The organism is Actinoplanes xinjiangensis (assembly GCF_003148685.1).
Lineage (GTDB): Bacteria > Actinomycetota > Actinomycetes > Mycobacteriales > Micromonosporaceae > Actinoplanes > Actinoplanes xinjiangensis.
Genome location: NZ_QGGR01000019.1, coordinates 123,488 through 140,524, shown reverse-complemented (window position 1 = coordinate 140,524; position 17,037 = coordinate 123,488). Strand labels below are relative to the sequence as shown.

Genomic DNA, 17,037 nt, shown 5'->3' with positions numbered 1-17,037 from the left:
TCATGTGGCCCGGTCCGGTACTGGATCTGCTCGCCACCGGCGGTGACCGCCCGGTCTTCGAGGACGGCGACCGGGTGGTGACGGCGGCGCAGATGTACACGCTGATCCGGCGGATCGCGACCGGCCTGCGGCGCCGGGATCTCGGGCCGGGCCGGGGTGTCGCGCTGCGGCTCGGGATCAACGCCGAGGCCTTCGCGGCGACGATCGCCGCGTTCGCGGTCGGCGCGCGGGTCTGCGGTATCCCGTCGGGTCTCGCTCCGGGCCGGCTGGAGTATCTGCTGGAGCGCGACGACGCCGTCCTGATCGAGGATGCGACCGTTGCCGGCCTGCTGAACTCCCCGCCGTCTCCCGTCACCGCGGCCGGCCGGGCTTCGGACGTCGCGCGGATCATCTACACGAGCGGGAGCACCGGTCACCCCAAGGGCTGTGCCCAGACGTACGCGGCGATGTCCGCCGCCTGGGCGCCCCACCCGGACCGCTGGCCGCCGGCGATCGCGGAGCTGGCCACCCGACTGGACCGGTACCTGGTCTTCGGGTCGCTGAACAGCCAGGTCATGCTGGAATACGGCATTCTCGCGCTCACCGCGGGCGGCACCCTGGTGGCCGCCCACCCGCCGGCGTTCCCGGACGCGTTCGTCCGGCACCGGGCCACCGCCAGTGTCATCACGGTCGGGAAGTTGCACCAGCTGGTCCGCTCCCAGCGCGCCGACCCGGTCGACCTGAGCAACCTGAAAGCCCTGATGGTCTCCGGCTCTCCTCTGGAGCCGGGCCGCCTGCGGGAGGCGCTCGACGTCCTCGGCCCGGTCGTCTTCCACGGATACGGCCAGACCGAGACCGGCATGATCTCGATGGCGTCGCCGGGGGAGAGACCCGACACGGTCGGCCGGCCCCCATCGGTCATCGACCTCAAATTCTGCGACGGCGAGCTGTACGTGCGAACGCCCGCGCAAGCCGGCTCCTACTGGCGGGACCCCTCGGAGAGTGCCCGGGTCTTCGTCGACGGCTGGATCCGTACCCGCGACCTGGCCGCACTCGACGACGACGGCTACCTGCACCTGCTCGGCCGGGCCCGAGACGTGATCATCGTCCAGGCCACCCTGGTCTACGCGGGCCCGATCGAACGCCTGCTCGCCACCGACCCGGCAGTGGCCGAGGCGTATGTCATCGGCCGCCCCGACGACGAGACGGGCGAGGCCGTCCACGCCTTCGTGGTTCCCGCCACCGGCGCGACCCCGAACCCGGCCCAGCTGCGTGAGCTGGTCGAGGCGAACCTCGGCCGGTCCCACATGCCCCGGACGGTGACGGTGATCGACCAGGTCCCCCTGTCGCCGGCCGGCAAACCCGACAAAGCCGCACTGGCATCCACGTCCCCCCATCCGCGCCTTTAGCGTCGCCTTAGCCGGGCGTTGACCCGGCCCGGCACGACGCCTACATCATCGACAACCAGCGCCAATCCGCCACCATCACCATCAGATAGGCATCACCTCCCGGAGCGGGCGATCCTCTGATCGCCCGCTCCGGGATCGCGGCTCGGCATCGGTCTGCGCCGGCGATCGGGCGCCCGCGGCCACCTCAGGAACAGATCGGTACGCCATCAGGCACGGCGCCCGAAGGCAGACAGGCGGGAATGGGGACGTCCGTTCGGATGATCGGTTCCGCGTCCAGCGACTTCCCGTTCCAGGTGTAGGTCTGGGAGATCCTGGTGAGGTCCCCATCGACGTTGAAGGCGAAGGTCCACCCTTGCACCGTGATGGTGCTGTCGGTGACGGTCACGGTCACCGGCGGTCCCATCTCGGTGTCCGCCGTGGTGCCGAGCAGTTTGCGCAACGACGTCGGCTTCTTCGGATCACCTGCCCCGTCGAAGGCCTGTGTCTCCTGTGAGGTCCGGCCGGCGTCCTGTTCGCAGCTGGCGACGACGACGGCGTCGGCGACCTCATCGCCGGTGAAGTCGGCTCGTACGACGTCGTCGATCGAGCGGCCGAAACCCTGATCCTCGAAGGGGCACGCCTGCGGGTAGGCCTTCTTCCAGTTCGTGTCCTTCAGCGGGTCGGCGATCCGGTGCCGGACGGTCACGTCGACCCGGCCACCCCACGACCGCAGACCGGCCAGGCCCGCGTCGAAGACCGTGCGCAGGACGCCGACCACGGAGCCGACGGTGTCCAGTACGTCCAGGTATCCGGAGACGGCGGTGTTCTGCAGCGTGGACGTGCAGTCACGCAGGAAATCGAAGACGGTGACCATGAATGCGGGCAGGCTGCGCTCCTCGCTCGAGGTCACCTCGGTCACGGCAGTGGTCACGCACTCCGCAAGGGCCAGGAAACTCTCCGCCTGCTTGACGGCTGACGGCTTGTCGACCGTCTCGACCGACGACTCCCGTACGACGGTCTCGATCCGGTCGTAGGCGACGGACAGGCTGCCGGCGGAGTCCTTCACCACCCGCAGTTGTTCGAGCACGGTGGTGTCTTCCAGGACGACCAGCCATGACTTGGCGCCGGGCAGCAGTTCCAGCAGCGAGAGCACCGTGGTGAGGGCGAGCCCGAGTTTGTCCGGCTCCATCCGTAGCGCGGTGGTGTCGTCGAGTGGGGTGGTTCCCTTCGGCAGCATCACCTGGCCGCGGCCGAGTGCGTCGACGTAGCCGTGCCCGGTGGACCGGTCGAGGAACGACACCAGGCGTCCCACCGGATCCAGGTCGTCCCAATAGGGATTCTCGGCGACCGATGCACCAGCCGGCACGGTGACGACCTGAGGGAAGTTGAGGGTGGAGCGGAGTTGGACCGCCTCCCGCCCGTCATCGGGAAGCTCGACGCAGCCGGTGTTCTCGTCGACGGTGGCCGTCACCGTCCATGACAGTCTGCTGTTCGGGCATGCGATGTCCTGTTGCTCGCCGGTCAGTCTCTCGCGGAGGTTCTTGGCGACCTCGCTGAACAGGCCGGTGGCGAATTTCTGCAGCGAGCTCAGGCCCTTCTTCGCCGCGTTCGAAACCTTGTCGAGCAGCTCAGTGGGCAGCTTGATGTTCGGCAGGCCGGGCCGGAAGCGCGAGAAGTGCGGTGCGGGCGCCACCACCTGACCCGCCGCGGTGTCGAACGTGGTGGGCAGCGGCACCCAGGCGTCGATTCCGGGCTCGTAGACGAAGATCAGAACGTCGTTCGCCGTGGAGCCGTGGGCGGTGATGGTCGCCAGATCGTCCTCGGTCAGCGGTATCCGAACGCTGGCACCAGGCAGCGGGGCAGCCGGTGTGATGTCGGCGCCGGTACCGAGCGGTATCGCGGTGGCATCCCGGGTCCACGCCGGATCCGGCGTGTCCGCGGCGATCGTCACCTCGGTGGATTCCTCGACCGCGCCGACGGGGACTTCGAGTTGCGCGGGGCCGTCGGCCGGTCCGATGCGCCCACCGGAGGAGCCGACGGAAACCGCGGAGGATCCGAACCACTGTCGGTACGCGACGACGCTGACGCCGATACCGGCCACGAGCAGCAGGACCATGACCACGGCCGTCCGCCGTCGAATCCTCATGGGAGCCAATCTTTCGTGCCGCTGACACTCGCGCTACCAGCCACGCTGGCACAGGAAACCACCGTCTGTCGTGCTTGTCGCACATTCGGATGATGCCCGGGTGCTTTCAGTCGTAGAAGGACAACCGCCGGCCCGATGCATACCGGAAGCGCTGATCGCCGCGCGAGCCGGGCGGGAGACCGTACATCATCGCTGGTGAAGAGGGCGAAGTCCTCGCAGGAGCAGGCGGCCGGGCGGACGAGTGAGAAGGCCGCTGCCGGGTGTGGCGGCGAGCACGCCGAGCAGTCCCAGTCCGGCGACCGGCCCGAGTACCGCCAGCGGAGCTCGTTCCAGGTAGGTGACGGCGGCGGCGAGTTGGGCGCCCCACTCGGGGGAGTCGTGGCCGGCGCCGAGGCCGAGGAAACCGAGGCCGGCGATGGTGAGTGCGGTGGCCGGGACCCGGGCGAGGGCGTGCAGCACGACCGGCCCGGCGACGGCGGGCAGCAGGTGCCGGCGCAGGAGGCGCCCGGGTCCGGCGCCGCAGAGTTCGGCGGCGCGGTAGTAGCCGCTGGCGCGGACCTCCTCGGCGAGGCTGCGGGTGTGCACGGCCAGGGGCACCCAGGCGACCAGGGCGGCGGCGAGGGCTGCGGCGGTCAGTCCGGGACCGGCCAGCGCGGCGATGACCAGGCCGACGAACACGGGCGGCAAGGCGTTGAGCACGTCGGCGGTCCCGGTGCGGGCGGTGCCGCCTCGCAGCCCGGCGGCGAGCCCGACGAGCAGGGACAGGACGGTGACGACAGCGGCGGTGCCCACGGTGAGAATCGCGCCGTGCGCGAGTTGGGCCAGTACGTCGCGGCCGACCGGGTCGGTGCCGAGCGGGTGATCCCACGACGGTGAGCCCAGCCGCTGGTCGAGTCGTACGCGTTCGGCGTCGCGTAGCAGCCCGACGCCGACGACCGTGGTGAGCAGCAGCGCCGCGGTCAGGGGCACCGCGTAGGGGCTGTGCCGGTGTTCCGGCACAGCCGGGATGAGGCCGGCGGCCTGCCCGGCGGGCCCGATCAGCAGCCGGTGTGCGGTGATGCCCAGGCCGCCGACCAGCACGCCCGTGACGACCAGGAACAGCACGCAGCCCTGAACCAGAGGCAGGTCCTGGGCCAGGCTGGCGTGCAGGGCGATACGGCCGAGCCCGGGGATGGCGAACAGCTGCTCGACGGCGACCGCGCCGCCGAGCACCCCTACGAACAGCACCGCCACCTGGGGGACGACGGCGGTGATCGCGCGGCGCAGCAGGGCGGTGGCGAGTTCACGGCGGCCGCTGCCGGCGGCGCGCCAGGTGTGTACCCACGGTTCGGCGGCGGTGGCCTCGACGGCGGTGGTGAGCAGCCGGGCGAGCAGTCCTCCGGTGGGGATGCCGAGCGACAGGGCCGGCAGTACGAGGTGGGTGGGGCCGAACCAGCCGGCGGTCGGGGCGAGCCGCCAGTTGACCGCGACGACGGTGATCAGTACGGCGGCGAGCACGAACTCGGGCAGGGCGGCGAGGGCGGCCGCGGCGTATCCCGCGCGTGGCCGGCGGCGGCCTGCCGCGGCCCAGGCGGCGGGTACGGCCAGGAGCACGCCGACGATCGCCGCGATCGTGGCGGCGGTGCCGGAGAGCAGTGCGGACACTCCGGCCGCGTTCGTGAGGGTGTCGGCCACGGAGGCGCCGTCGACCCAGGACCGGCCGAGGTCGCCGGTGACCGCGCGCGACAGCCACTGTCCGGCGCCCTGTAGCGGGTCGGCGGGCAGGTCGAGGTCGGAGCGGACGGCGGCCAGCGCGGCCGGGTCGGGTTCGCGTTCGCCGAGACGGGCGCGCAGTACGGAGCGGGCCGGGTCGTCGCCGCGCAGCCAGGGCAGCGCGGCGACGAGCACCGCCAGCCCGCTGGCGGTTGCGGTGAGGGCGGCCCACCGGCGGGTGGCGGTGAGGGCTCTCATCGCAGTGTGGTGCCCGCGGTGACGAGGGTTCGCTCGTAGGGGTCCTCGGTGATGCCGGTGACGTTGTCGGCGGTGCCGATGCGGGCTCGTTCGTGGCCGATCGGCACGGTGATCGCGTGGCCGGTCAGGTCAGCTTCGATCTGCAGGGCGGCGGTCTGCCGGGCGGTGATGTCGGTGAGGGCGTCGGCGGTGTCCAGTCGGGTGTCGACGGCCGGGTCGCAGAAGCGGGCCAGGTTGTAGCTGCCGTCGCAGGAGAAGTCGGAGCGCAGGTAGCCGATCGGGTCGGCGGAGTCCAGCAGGTAGGAGCGGGTGCCGAGGACGGCGTCGAACGTTCCGGTGAGCAGGTCGGGTTCCAGGACGGTGTACTCGCGGACCACGGTCTCCACCTCGAAGCCGCGGGCCTTCCACGCGGCGGCGATCGCGGTGGCGACTTCGGGCAGCTCCGGCCGGTCGGTGTAGGTGGCCAGGGTGATCTTGCGGCCGGCCGGGTCGGCGGCGGCGGCCGGGGTCACGGCCGGTACGGCGGCGCGACCGGCGGTGGCCCAGGCCGAGGCGGGACCGAACAGGCCGGCCGGGGCGTCGGCGCGATTCTCGTAGACGGTTGCGGTGATGGCGGCCGGGTCGATGGCGGTTTTCGCGGCGGCGCGCAGCCCGGCGTCGGCGAAGGTCTTGCCCTCGGTGCTGACCAGATGCAGTCCGATGGTGCGCGGTAGCGGGATCTCGATGACCCGCCGGCCGGTGATGTTGGGCAGCTGGGCCACCGGGAGGGCGTTGACGACGTCGACTTCGCCGGCGCGCAGTGCTCCGGCGCGGGCGGCGCCGTCGGGCAGGAACCGTACGTCCAGGCCGGTCAGTTGTGGGCGGCCACCCCAGTACGTGTCGAAGCGTTCCAGGGTGGCGGCGGAGGAGCCCTGGACCGTGGTGAACCGGAACGGGCCGGTGCCGTGGCCGACGGGGTCGGGGCTGCCGGCGTTCTTCTGGTAGGCCTTCGGCGCGAGGATCACCAGTTGTGGGCTGGCCAGCCGGTTGAGCAGCACCGGGTCCGGCTGTGCGGCGCGTACCTCGACGGTCGTGTCGTCGACGGCGGTGGCGGTGAGCTTGACGGCGGCGATGGCGCGGGGCACCGGCTTGGCGGCGGTCGCGTTCGTCAGCGCGTCCGCGGCGGCCTGAGCGGTCAAGGCCGTGCCGTCGTGGAAGGTGACGCCGTCGCGCAGCGTGAGCCGTACCGTCCTGGCGTCGGGCCGGGTCCAGCTCGCGGCGAGTGCCGGTTCGGCCTGGCCGTCGGCTTTGAGCCGGACCAGCGGTTCGGCGGCGCCGAGCTGGGTGATCAGGGTGGCGTCGTCGGTGTAGGGCGACAGTTGCCCGTCGGGGGCGAAGGCCATGCCGACACGTAGCCGTGTCCGGTCTGCGCCCGTGGCGGGGGCGGCCTGTTCGGCGAAGCAGCCGGCGGTGCCGGCCAGGGTGGCCGCGGCCGTGGCGGCCAGCAGGATCCGTCGTTTCACGGTCTACCTTTCATGCCGACGGCGCGGGCTCGCGCACGGCCGTCGTGGGGGTGATCAGCCAGAGCGCGGCGGCGCTCAGCAGAGGTACGGCGGCGAGTGCCGCCCAGGGCAGTGGCGACGACGGCGGCGCCACATCCATGAGGGCTCCGGTGGCGGTGCTGCCCGCGAGGACGGCCAGCCCGCCGGCGGCGGAGACGACGCCGAAGTGGGCGCCCAGGCGCCGTTCTCCGGCGAGCCGTGCGGTGACATCGCCGGCCATCGGGTTCACCAGCATCTGCCCGGCGGTGAGCAGGACGACCAGGGTCACCGCCGGCAGCACGGAGGAGGTCAGCGGGACCAGGACGGCGACCGTCGTGAACGCGCCGGCGATGATCAGGAACCCGAGGACGAGGGCCCGGCGCGGGCCGAGCACGTCCCGGGCGTACCGGGCGATCGGCATCTGCCCGGCGACCACCATGATGGACGCGAGGGCGAACAGCCACCCGAGGGCGCCGTCGCCGTCGATGCGCCTCAGTTCCAGGGGCAGGGCCAGGTAGAGCTGGTTGTAGGCGAACAGGTTGGCGCTGTTCGCCGCGGCGAAGGCCAGGAAGCGGCGATTGCCGAACACCTCGCGCAGCGCGGGGCCGGCCGGCTCGCCGGCGTGGGCGCCGGGGCCGGCGGGTAGCCACCGCCAGTGCATGGCGAGGATCGCCACGAACACGACCGCGGCCGCGATGCCGGTGACCTGGAATCCGACGGAGAGCAGCAGGACGCCGAGCAGCGGGCCGGTGACCGCGCCGGCCTCACCGGCGACGGCGAACATCGCGAACAGTTCGGTACGCGGGAGCTGTCCCGACTGCTCGAGCCGGGCCCCTTCGCGGGCCAGGGCGGATTCGACGGCGGGGGAGAACAGTGCGGCGGCGACACCGGTGAGCATGGCGCCGGCCAGCACACCCGGCAGGCTGCCGGCGAAGGCGAGCACCAGGAATCCGGCGACCCGGATCGCGCAGCCGGTGAGCACCACGGGCCGGACCCCGAACTTGTCGGCCAGCACGCCGCCGAGCAGGAACAGCCCCTGCTGGCTGAAGGTGCGCAGGCCGAGCACCAGACCCACGGTGGCGGCGGCCAGGCCGAGGTCGTCGGCCAGATGGCCGGCCAGGAACGGCAGCACCAGGTAGAAGCCGATGTTGAAGGCGAGCTGGGTCAGAACCAGCAGTCGCGGTACGGCGGGCAGGTGCACGATCTCAGCGAGCACCAGCCACCGGCGCGGACTCCGCATCATGCCGGCACCGAGGGCAGCCGGGGCACGGCGGCCAACAGGTCCCGGGTCGCCTGGCTGCCGGGCCGTCCGAGAACGTCCTCGACGCCGCCGGACTCGGCGATCCGCCCCTGGTGCAGGACCGCGACGCTGGTGCAGATCCGGCGTACCGCGGCGACGTCGTGCGACACCATGACCAGCGCGGCCCCGGCCCGCTCGGACGCTTCGCGCAGCAGGTCCAGGACGGTGACCCGGACGGTCGCGTCCAGCGCGCTGACCGGCTCGTCGGCGATCAGGAGTTGCGGTTCGGGGGCGAGCGCGCGGGCCACCGCGACCCGCTGCCGCTGCCCACCGGACAGGGCGGCCGGCCGGCGTCCGGCCAGGGCGGGATCGAGGTCGACGGCGGCAAGCAGTTCACGGACCCGGGCCGTGTGGTCGCCCGGCACACGTAGGCAGACCAGCGGTTCCGCGATGATCTCGGCGACCGTCATGCGCGGACTCAGGGAGCCGTACGGGTCCTGGGGTACGAGTTGCACCGCGCGGCGGAACCAGGCCAGCGTGCCGGGGCGTCCCGGTCGTACCGGCTGGTCGCGGAAGTGGATCTCACCGCGGTCCGGTGCCTCGACCGCCAGAAGCAGCCGCAGCAGCGTCGATTTGCCGGCCCCGGAGGCGCCCAGGATGCCGAGTCGGTCACCGGGATGCACGGTGAGGCCGACGCCGTCCAGAACCGGATGTGAGCGGTAGGACTTCATGAGGCCGGTGGCGGTGAGCAGGGCGGTCATGCGGCCAGCGCCCGGGCCGAGGCCACCAGCGCCCGGGTGTACGGGTGAGACGGCGCCGCGATCAGTTCGGCGGTGTCGCCCTGCTCGACCAGGCAGCCGTCGTGCATCACGGCGATCCGGTCGCAGAGCCGGGCGACGACGGCGAGGTCGTGGCTGATCAGCAACAGCGCCGTCGGTCTGCCGTCGGCGGCCGGCGGTAGAGCGCGCAGCAGGTCGAGGATGCCGGCCTGATTCGGTGGATCGAGCGCGCTGGTCGGCTCGTCGGCGATCAGCAGACCCGGACGGCCGGCCACGGCCAGCGCGATCGCGGCGCGCTGCCGTTGCCCACCGGACAGCTGTGCCGGGTATGCCCGGACGGTGTCGGCCGCCAGCCCGACCCGCTCGAGCAGGTCACCGGCGGCGCGGGCGGCCTCGCGGCGGTTCAGGCCGCGGTGGCGGCGCAGCGGGATGCACAGGTGGCGGCCGATCGTGGCGAGGGGGTTGAGTGCGGCGAGGGCGTCCTGTCCGACGAACCCGATCCGGCAGCCGCGTACCTGTCGCAGCCGCCGCTCGGGAGCACCGCACAGCTCGATGCCGCCGAGTCCGATGTGGCCCTCGGCGTGCGCGGCGCCGGGCAACAGGCCGAGCACGCCGAGGGCGGTGAGGGTCTTGCCTGATCCGGAGCCGCCGATGAGGCCGACGGTCTGTCCCGGCTCGACGGTGAGGTTCACGTCGTCGACCACCAGCCGGCCGCCGAGACGTATCGACAGGCCCGACAGCTTCAACATGGTGAAGATGATAACCGTTGTCATTCCCGGCAGCGTGGAGGGCTCCGGGTTCGCGATCACACCGACCGGGCTCTGTCCACCTCGCCCTGAGGCTGCCCGGTCGCCTCCGAGTGGGCCGGCCCTGCTGCGCCACCGTCCCGCGCCGCCTCCGCCTGGGCCCGGCGCCATGCGCCGGACGTGAGCAGGCGCAGGCCGTTGAGGCCGACGATGACCGTGGACCCCTCGTGCCCGGCGACGCCGAGCGGCAGCGGGAGGTGGCCGAACAGGTCCCAGCAGACCAGCACGGTGATGAAGGTGCCCGCGATGATCAGGTTGACCTGTACGAGCCGGCGGGCACGCCGGGCCAGGGCGATGACGGCGGGCAGAGCGGCCAGATCATCGCGGACCAGAACCGCGTCGGCGGTCTCCAGCGCCAGGTCGGAGCCCCGGCGGCCCATGGCCACGCCCAGATCGGCGGTCGCCATGGCGGGTGCGTCGTTGACGCCGTCGCCGGCCAGCAGCACCCGGCCGGCGCGTGACTGCAACGCCCGTACCCGCTCGACCTTGTCCTCAGGCAGCAGCCCGGCGTGCACCTCGCTGATGCCGGCCTGCGCCGCGAGATGGCCGGCGGCGCCGGCGTTGTCACCGGTGAGCAGGACGGGGGTGGTGCCGGTGAGCTGTCGCAGGGCGGTGACCGCGCCGGCGGTGGCGGACCGGATGCGATCGGTGAGCACGAGCACTCCGGCCGGTTCGTCGTCGACCAGCACGACCAGGGCGGTGTGGCCGGCGGCTTCGGCCTCGGTCGCGGCAGCGGGTGGACTGTCCATCAGCGCGGGGCTGCCGACGGCGACCGTCCGGCCGTCGACCAGCGCTCGCACGCCGCGGCCCGGGGTGGACGTGAACTCGGTGGGCTCCGGCACGTCCAGTCCGCGGGCGCGGGCCTCCGCCACGACGGCGGCGGCCACCGGGTGCTCGCTGCGCCGTTCGGTGGCGGCGGCCAGGCGCAGCAGTTCCTCGACGGTGTGACCGGGTGCCGGGTGGACGGCCGCGACGCGCGGCGTTCCGTCGGTCAGGGTGCCGGTCTTGTCGAAGGCGACCACATCGACGTCGGCCAGCCGTTCCATCACCACGGCGGACTTGACCAGCACGCCGTGCCGGCCGGCCAGGGCGATGGCCGACAGCAGCGGCGGCATGGTCGCGAGCACCACCGCGCAGGGTGACGCCACGATCATGAAGGTCATGGCGCGCAGCAGCGTGGACTCGAGGTCCGCACCGAACACCAGCGGGATGGTGAACAGGGCGAGGGTCGCGACGACGACGCCGATGGAGTAGCGCTGTTCGATCTTCTCGATGAACAGCTGGGTGCGGGCCTTGGTGGCGGAGGCCTGTTCGACCATGGTGACGATCCGGGCGATCACCGACTCGCCGGCTTCCCGGTGCACCCGGGCGAGCAGGGTGCCGGTGCCGTTGAGGGTGCCGGCGAACACCTCGTCACCGGCCAGTTTCGCCACCGGGAGCGGTTCGCCGGTGATCGAGGCCTGGTCGACCTCACTGGTTCCGTCCACGACGATCGCGTCGGCGCCGACCCGCTCCCCGGGGCGGATCCGGATGAGGTCGCCCCTCTGCAGGTCGGTGGTGGCGATCCGGTCCTCGATGCCGTCGGTGCCGACGCGGGTGGCCTGTTGTGGCGTGACGTCGAGCAGGGCGCGCACCGAGTCGGCGGTGCGGGCGGTCGCGAAGGCCTCCAGCGCCCCGGAGGTGGCGAAGATGACGATCAGCAGCGCTCCGTCGAAGACCTGGCCGATGGCGGCGGCGCCGATGGCGGCGACGATCATCAGCAGGTCCACGTCGAGGGTGCGCTCACGCAGCGCCCGCATTCCGGACAGGGCCGGCTCCCAGCCGCCGGTGACGTAACAGCTCAGATACAGAGCCCACCACACCGGTGCGGGCGCGCCGAGCAGTTGAGCGGCGGCCCCTCCGGCGAAGAGGACGGTGGCCAGCGACGCCCAGCGTCCTTCCGGAAGTCGCCACAGCCGGTGGGCGAGTCCGGCCGGCGGAGGAACGCGGCCGGGGGTGGCCGACACGGGCGGAGCAGAAGTCATCGTCACGAGCTGCAACACTACATGCGTAGTCATGCAGATACGTAGGCAGATGGATGAGCAGGTTCGTGGGAATCGTTATGGTGGAGTCGTGCACACCTCTCTGCCCGACTTCCGGATGCCCGACGACGAGCAGGTGCTGGCCGCCGCGGAGGGGTTCCGGCTGCTCGCCGACCCCACCCGGATCAAGATCCTGTGGGCGCTGCTCCAGGGCGAGACCTCGGTGGCGTGTCTGGCCGAGCTGGTCGGCGCGGCTCCCACCGCCGTCAGCCAGCACCTGGCGAAACTACGTCTGGCCGGCCTGGTCCGCGGCCGCCGCGAGGGCACCTTCGTGCACTACTCGGCGGCCGACCCGCACGTGCGCGCCCTGCTGAGCGAAGCCCTGTTCCACGCCGGCACGACCGATCACACCTCGGTCGCCGCCGAGGCGGGATAGGCGCGCCGGAACGGGTCCGGCAACTGCCGCCAGTGCTGTTCTCCGCGGGACAGCTCGTCGTCGGTGAGCAGGCAGCGGGTCAGGGTGCGGTGAATGCGGACCGGGTCCAGGTCGATGCCGGTGAAAGAGAGCTGGTGGTGCCGGTCGTCGTAGTACGGGTCCCAGTCCAGGGCGGCGGCGAGGCGGCGTTCAGCGTCCACCTCGGCCCAGTGTTCGTCGGGGAGCCCGGCCAGCCAGCCACTGTGCGGGCCCAGCGTGAGACCGCCGGCGGACTCCCACGTCATGATCAGGTCGGGGCGACTGGCGAGCCAGAAGTAGCCGCGGGAACGCAGCACATGCTCGGTGACCCGGTCGAGGGCGTCGTGCAGCCGGACCGGATGGAACGGGCGCCGGGCGCGGAAGATGCAGGCGGACACCCCGTGATCGGGTACCGGTTCGTGCACTCCCACGGCGTGTCCGCGCAGACCGCGAGTGGCGGCTGCGACCGGTTCGGCTCGGCCGCGGACCGAGGTCAGCGCATCACCCGGGCGTAGGTGGCCGGCCCACGGTGCGAGCCTGCGCAGCAGCACCCGCAGTTGCCCGGTCTCCCATTCGTCGTCCAGCTCCCCGGTCAGCAGGACGGCGTCGGCCTGCTCGATCTGCCGGGCCACCAGATCGCCGACGCCGCGTTCGTCGCGGTCGTCGCGGTGCAGGCCCACCTCACGCAACGGCCGCTCGTCGGTCAGCCCGTCGAGCAGCAGATCGGCGGGCACGACCGTGACGACGGCTGGAGCCGACCGGCCGGAGACCCGGCTCTCGTCCGGCTCCACCGTCTCCGGCAGCACGTCGAGACCACCGGCGACCTCGCTCAGCGCATGCCGCCAGAAGCCGCACAGAAGGACGTCGGTACTGGTGGACATGAAGTCTCCTCTCCTTACCGGACCCATCTTGTTGGAAACGGTTTTCATTGTAAAGTCGGGGATGCATCGGATGGGCCGCGCCCGGCCTCAACCGACGACAGCGGGCCACCGGGCGCGTGCACGCCCGTGGCCCGGCGGACAACGGCGTCCGCCGGGCCACGCCCGCAACGACGCCGGAGGAGATGACGCATGCCCGCACCGGTCACACCACGCACGCCGGAGGTCACCGTCCTGTTCTGCGACGGACACCGGTGCGCCGCCCTACGCCACCGCACCGACACCGGCAGCGCCGGCGGAGAGGCGGCCACCCTGCTCGGGGCCCTCCGGGAGGCGGTCCGCGGCACCCGGCACGCGGTGCTGATCCGCAGCGAGTGCCTGCGCGTCTGCACGCGAGCCCCGGCCGTGGCCGTCATCCGGCCGGACGTCGTGCCGGGTGAAGCACGCCGGGGCAGCCTCTTCGGTCCTGTCGAGAACCCCGCACAGGTGCGCCACCTGCTGGACTCCGTGTCCCGGGCCGACGGCTCCCGGTGAATCCGTGGCTGTGGCGGGGGCAGCCGATCCGAGTCGGCCACCCCCGCCACGTCATCAGATGGCGGTCAGGGTGAGGGTTCCGGTGTAGGTGCCGGCCGCGGTGTCGGTCGGCACGCTGAGCCGCAACTCGGCGTCGAGCCGTGCGGTGCCGCGCCCGGAGCCGCCGGGCGCCGTCGCGAGCGGAGCGCCGGTGCCGAGACCGACGCCGGGTGCGGTGGCCCGGCCGGCCACCACGCCCTGCCCGTCGCTCTGCTGGACGACTGTCGGGGTCCAGCCGAGATGGGCACCGGTGAAGGTTCCGCCGTCGGGGCTGCGGAACCCGTCGGGGACCTGGCCCGAGGCGGCCCACCCGGGGCGGCCTGCGCGCGTGTCGGTGACGGTGACCGGCTTCAGAGCGCCGGTGCTCTCCCACCTGTCGCCAGCACCGTTCAGCACCGCCGCAGGCAGGGTGATGTCCCGGTCGGCGGGGTCGACGCTGATGACGAGGGCTCCGTCGGACTCGCTGATCGTCGCGGTCACCGACTTCGACGCCGCGCTGCCCGGCGTTGCGGGGGCGACCTTGACCGTGACCGGTTCGCTGACGGCCTTCACGGTCTGGCCGTCGTACAGTTTGACCAGGTACTGGGTGTCGTTGAGCTCGCGGGTGGCGGTGAAGCCGTAGGAGGCTGCGGTCTCGCCTTCGATGGGCGCGAACCCGGAGTCACCGGTGCGCTTGGCGAACCACTGGTACGCGGCCAGCGGGCCCTGTGGCGACTGGACGGCCTGCAGCGTGACGGCGTCGCCGGGCTGGTACTCGCCGTCGGACATGCCCGACACCGACAGCGCCAGCTCGCCGGGTCCACCGCTGCCGTCGATGTGCAGGGTCACCGGCGCCGACTCGACATACCTACGGCCGTCGTCGAAGGTGAGCCGGGCCACGACAGCGGCGCCGTCGTGCTCCGCGGCGGCGGCGAGCGAAAGCCCCGGGCCGTTCTGACCGGCCACGAGCTGCCCGTTCAGATACCACTCCCACCGCGCCAGCACCGACGCCGGCGTCACCGAGGCGGACAGTTTCACCTCGTCACCGACGCGGTAGCTGTCGGCGAGGCCGTCGAGGGTGACCTTCTCCCGTGGTGCCGCACCGTGGTCGTCCACGTGGATGGTCGCCGGTTCGCTGGTGGACAGCAGCGTGCCGCCCGCCGAGTACAGTTCGGCCCTGACCAGCGTGCCGTCCAGGGCCTGCTCGGCGCGGACCTCGTGACTCGCCGTGGTGACCTTGTCCATGACGACGAAGTCCGCCTGGTCGGGGCGTTTCCACAACCACCGGTACGTGTCGGTGTCGCTCGCCACCGGGTCGGCGAAGGCGTGGAGCCGGATCGGGTACCCCTGGTGATAATGGCCGGCCAGTGACTCGAGGAACAGCAGCTGCTCGCCGGGAGCGGCGTCGGTGACCCGCAGCTCCTGCTGGGCGCCGGCGACGTGGAAGCCGGTCGCGGCGTCGGTGACGCTCAGGTACAGGCTCTTGCCGTCCAGATCCGAGGTGACCGGCAGCTCGATCGAGGGGGAATCGGCACCGGGAATCGGGGTCCACTCGCCGGACGCGATGCCCCACTCGTAGGCGACGCCGTCGCGTACGGGATAGAGCCCGGATGTGGCAGCCAGCGTGTCACCGGCCCGGTAGACGGTGCGGACGCCGGAGAGCAGCAGCTCCCGATTGGTGACTTCCGCGGTGACAGCGACGGAGCGGCCCACGACCGTGCCGTCGGCGGTGACGATCTCGTACGCCCACTCGTTCTGATTGAGCCACAGGGTGTCGATCAGGTATGCGTTCGGGCCGCTCGGATCCAGTTTGGGCAGCGCCCACTCGCCGACCTCCTCCCACGCGGTGCCACCCGGCACGGACCGGATCAACCACCGGCCCCGTTCACCGTCGGCCAGGGCGCGATGCCCGACGGAGACCCGCGCCGGGTCTCCCACGTGGTAGCTGTCGCGCAGTCCGGTGAGCGTGATGGACTCGCCCACGCCGATGTCGGGACCGTCCACCTTCAGGGTGCGGTAGCCGGTCTCCTGCACGACCTTGTCGCCCGCGAGGATCTGCACCTTCATCTGCGCGCCGTCGAGGGAGACGGTGGCGTCCCGGGTGTACCGCTCGCCGGCCACCGAGTAGTAGTCGGTGCTCTGCCCGGCGGGGCGGACGAGCCAGTACGCCTGGTGGCCGTCGCCCAGGGTGACGCCGGTGAATCGCAGGTCGATCTGCTCGCCGGCCTGGTAGCGGTCGGCGAGGCCGGTGATGGCGAAGACGTCGCCGCCGGCCTGCTCGGTGACCGTGACGGTCACCGGTGCCGACGTCGAGCGCCCGAACTCGTTGAGCAGGTGCGGCACGTACCGCGCGGTCAGCGACCGGCTCCCCAGTGGCAGGGTCGTGACGTCGAAGGAGGCACGGCCTGCGGAGACTGCCGTATGGCCGAGGACGGTGTCGCCGTCGAGGAACTCGACGTATCCGGTGGCGTCCGCCGGAGTGACGGTCGCGTCGAGGCGCACGTTGTCGCCCGTGACGACGCTGGTGGCGCTTGCGGTCAGACTCGTGGCGGTGCCCGTCGCGGCCGGCAGCCCGCCGACGACGAACGTGTAGGTGGCGTCGGCTGTCTGTTGCTGACCGGCGACGGTGACCGCGGCCCGCACGCTGATGTGGTAACTGCCGGGAGCGGTGAAGGCCCAGTTGGCGTGCATGTGGGTGCGGCCGATGGTGAAGGCGGTGAAGGCGTCGTCGTCCGAAGACCACAGCCGCCTGCTGCCACCGAACCCGGCAGCGGTGAACAGTTCGAGGCTGCCGGGCCCCTCGAAGCCGGTGAGGGTGAGGGTCGTCTGGTTGCCCTCGATCGCGCCGGCCGGCACCGATTCGGTGGAGAAACCGGGCCACAGCCGGCCCGCTCCCGGGTTCGACTCGGGTGCGATCCACACCTCGCGGCCGGCCGGGGCGATGAAGTCGTAGCCCGCCGGCACGGTCGCCTTGGCGTCGTCGGCCAGGTGGAACCGGACGTCCTCGGCGACGAACCGAGTCCCGTTACCCTCCGCGACGTCGGCCTTCGACGCCAGCGTCAGACGCCCGTCGTCGAGGAACGTGGATACCGCGTCGGTGTGCACGCCGGCGATGATCCGGTGCTCGCGCGGGGGCGGAGCCGGCCCGTCGGCGGCGGTCGCGGTCGACGCCGGGGCCAGGACGACGGCGGTCGCGGCGGTGAGTACCGCCAGGACCGCGGCCCTCCGGCGGGGCCGTGATCGTATGCGCATGGGGCTGTTCCCTTTCGGATGCGGGCATGGTGACGGCGCGCCCGGCCGTGACCGGGCGCGTAGGCGGGCAGC

At 72.2% G+C, this 17,037-nt stretch carries 11 protein-coding genes and 2 pseudogenes; 3 read left to right on the top strand and 10 right to left on the bottom strand.

Going from position 1 to position 17,037, the window contains the following annotated elements; all coding sequences use genetic code 11:
- The first annotated feature begins 2 nt into the window (after window positions 1–2).
- Entirely contained in the window at window positions 3–1,388 is a 1,386-nt protein-coding gene (locus BC793_RS33625; RefSeq protein ID WP_109599891.1) for a class I adenylate-forming enzyme family protein, read from the top strand.
- 184 nt (window positions 1,389–1,572) lie between these two features.
- Here BC793_RS33625 and BC793_RS33620 read toward each other — a convergent pair whose 3' ends face one another.
- The 7 genes from BC793_RS33620 to BC793_RS33590 all read right to left on the bottom strand — a co-directional run bounded on the left by BC793_RS33620 (window position 1,573) and on the right by BC793_RS33590 (window position 11,832).
- Window positions 1,573–3,513 (bottom strand): hypothetical protein, encoded by a 1,941-nt coding sequence (locus BC793_RS33620; protein ID WP_146246553.1) that lies wholly within the window; start codon window positions 3,511–3,513, stop codon window positions 1,573–1,575.
- 186 nt (window positions 3,514–3,699) lie between these two features.
- On the bottom strand, window positions 3,700–5,463 hold the full coding sequence (locus BC793_RS33615) for an ABC transporter permease subunit (RefSeq protein WP_109599887.1): 1,764 nt from the start codon (window positions 5,461–5,463) through the stop codon (window positions 3,700–3,702).
- Window positions 5,460–6,965 carry an ABC transporter substrate-binding protein gene (locus tag BC793_RS33610; RefSeq protein ID WP_109599885.1) on the bottom strand — a complete coding sequence of 502 codons (1,506 nt, stop codon included), beginning with the start codon at window positions 6,963–6,965 and terminating at the stop codon, window positions 5,460–5,462. The genes BC793_RS33615 and BC793_RS33610 overlap by 4 nt, the downstream gene beginning before the upstream one ends.
- A 10-nt stretch (window positions 6,966–6,975) precedes the next feature.
- Window positions 6,976–8,226 carry an MFS transporter gene (locus tag BC793_RS33605; RefSeq protein WP_109599883.1) on the bottom strand — a complete coding sequence of 417 codons (1,251 nt, stop codon included), beginning with the start codon at window positions 8,224–8,226 and terminating at the stop codon, window positions 6,976–6,978.
- Window positions 8,223–8,984, bottom strand: a complete 762-nt coding sequence (locus tag BC793_RS33600; RefSeq protein ID WP_109599881.1) for an ABC transporter ATP-binding protein — start codon at window positions 8,982–8,984, stop codon at window positions 8,223–8,225. Before BC793_RS33600 ends, BC793_RS33605 begins: the two co-directional genes overlap by 4 nt.
- Complete coding sequence (locus BC793_RS33595) at window positions 8,981–9,751, bottom strand: ATP-binding cassette domain-containing protein (RefSeq protein ID WP_109599973.1); 771 nt, start codon at window positions 9,749–9,751, stop codon at window positions 8,981–8,983. The genes BC793_RS33600 and BC793_RS33595 overlap by 4 nt, the downstream gene beginning before the upstream one ends.
- Before the next feature lie 56 nt (window positions 9,752–9,807).
- Window positions 9,808–11,832 carry a heavy metal translocating P-type ATPase gene (locus BC793_RS33590; RefSeq protein ID WP_109599971.1) on the bottom strand — a complete coding sequence of 675 codons (2,025 nt, stop codon included), beginning with the start codon at window positions 11,830–11,832 and terminating at the stop codon, window positions 9,808–9,810.
- Window positions 11,833–11,920: 88 nt separating this feature from the next.
- On the opposite strand from BC793_RS33590, the gene BC793_RS33585 reads away from it, so the two are divergent.
- Window positions 11,921–12,265 (top strand): ArsR/SmtB family transcription factor, encoded by a 345-nt coding sequence (locus BC793_RS33585; RefSeq protein WP_109599879.1) that lies wholly within the window; start codon window positions 11,921–11,923, stop codon window positions 12,263–12,265.
- Here the strand turns inward: BC793_RS33585 and BC793_RS33580 are convergent.
- Window positions 12,235–13,164 carry a GTP-binding protein gene (locus tag BC793_RS33580; protein ID WP_158319432.1) on the bottom strand — a complete coding sequence of 310 codons (930 nt, stop codon included), beginning with the start codon at window positions 13,162–13,164 and terminating at the stop codon, window positions 12,235–12,237. The genes BC793_RS33585 and BC793_RS33580 overlap by 31 nt on opposite strands.
- Window positions 13,165–13,353: 189 nt before the next feature.
- Here BC793_RS33580 and BC793_RS33575 point away from each other — a divergent pair, with 189 nt between their 5' ends.
- Window positions 13,354–13,695 (top strand): hypothetical protein, encoded by a 342-nt coding sequence (locus BC793_RS33575; RefSeq protein ID WP_109599875.1) that lies wholly within the window; start codon window positions 13,354–13,356, stop codon window positions 13,693–13,695.
- Between the two features lie 54 nt (window positions 13,696–13,749).
- Here BC793_RS33575 and BC793_RS51755 read toward each other — a convergent pair.
- Window positions 13,750–14,538, bottom strand: a pseudogene (locus BC793_RS51755) (choice-of-anchor M domain-containing protein); the annotation flags it as partial.
- A 1,467-nt stretch (window positions 14,539–16,005) separates the two neighbouring features.
- Window positions 16,006–16,965 (bottom strand): annotated as a pseudogene (locus BC793_RS51750) (choice-of-anchor M domain-containing protein); the annotation flags it as partial.
- Window positions 16,966–17,037 lie beyond the last annotated feature (72 nt).

What these genes read in the sequence shown, in the direction of transcription:
- BC793_RS33575 (WP_109599875.1), top strand. Translation starts at nt 13,354, where the DNA reads ATGCCCGCACCGGTCACACCACGCACGCCGGAGGTCACCGTCCTGTTC.
- BC793_RS33605 (WP_109599883.1), bottom strand. Translation starts at nt 8,226, where the DNA reads ATGATGCGGAGTCCGCGCCGGTGGCTGGTGCTCGCTGAGATCGTGCAC.
- BC793_RS33620 (WP_146246553.1), bottom strand. Translation starts at nt 3,513, where the DNA reads ATGAGGATTCGACGGCGGACGGCCGTGGTCATGGTCCTGCTGCTCGTG.
- BC793_RS33595 (WP_109599973.1), bottom strand. Translation starts at nt 9,751, where the DNA reads ATGTTGAAGCTGTCGGGCCTGTCGATACGTCTCGGCGGCCGGCTGGTG.
- BC793_RS33615 (WP_109599887.1), bottom strand. Translation starts at nt 5,463, where the DNA reads ATGAGAGCCCTCACCGCCACCCGCCGGTGGGCCGCCCTCACCGCAACC.
- BC793_RS33625 (WP_109599891.1), top strand. Translation starts at nt 3, where the DNA reads ATGTGGCCCGGTCCGGTACTGGATCTGCTCGCCACCGGCGGTGACCGC.
- BC793_RS33600 (WP_109599881.1), bottom strand. Translation starts at nt 8,984, where the DNA reads ATGACCGCCCTGCTCACCGCCACCGGCCTCATGAAGTCCTACCGCTCA.
- BC793_RS33580 (WP_158319432.1), bottom strand. Translation starts at nt 13,164, where the DNA reads ATGTCCACCAGTACCGACGTCCTTCTGTGCGGCTTCTGGCGGCATGCG.
- BC793_RS33590 (WP_109599971.1), bottom strand. Translation starts at nt 11,832, where the DNA reads ATGACTTCTGCTCCGCCCGTGTCGGCCACCCCCGGCCGCGTTCCTCCG.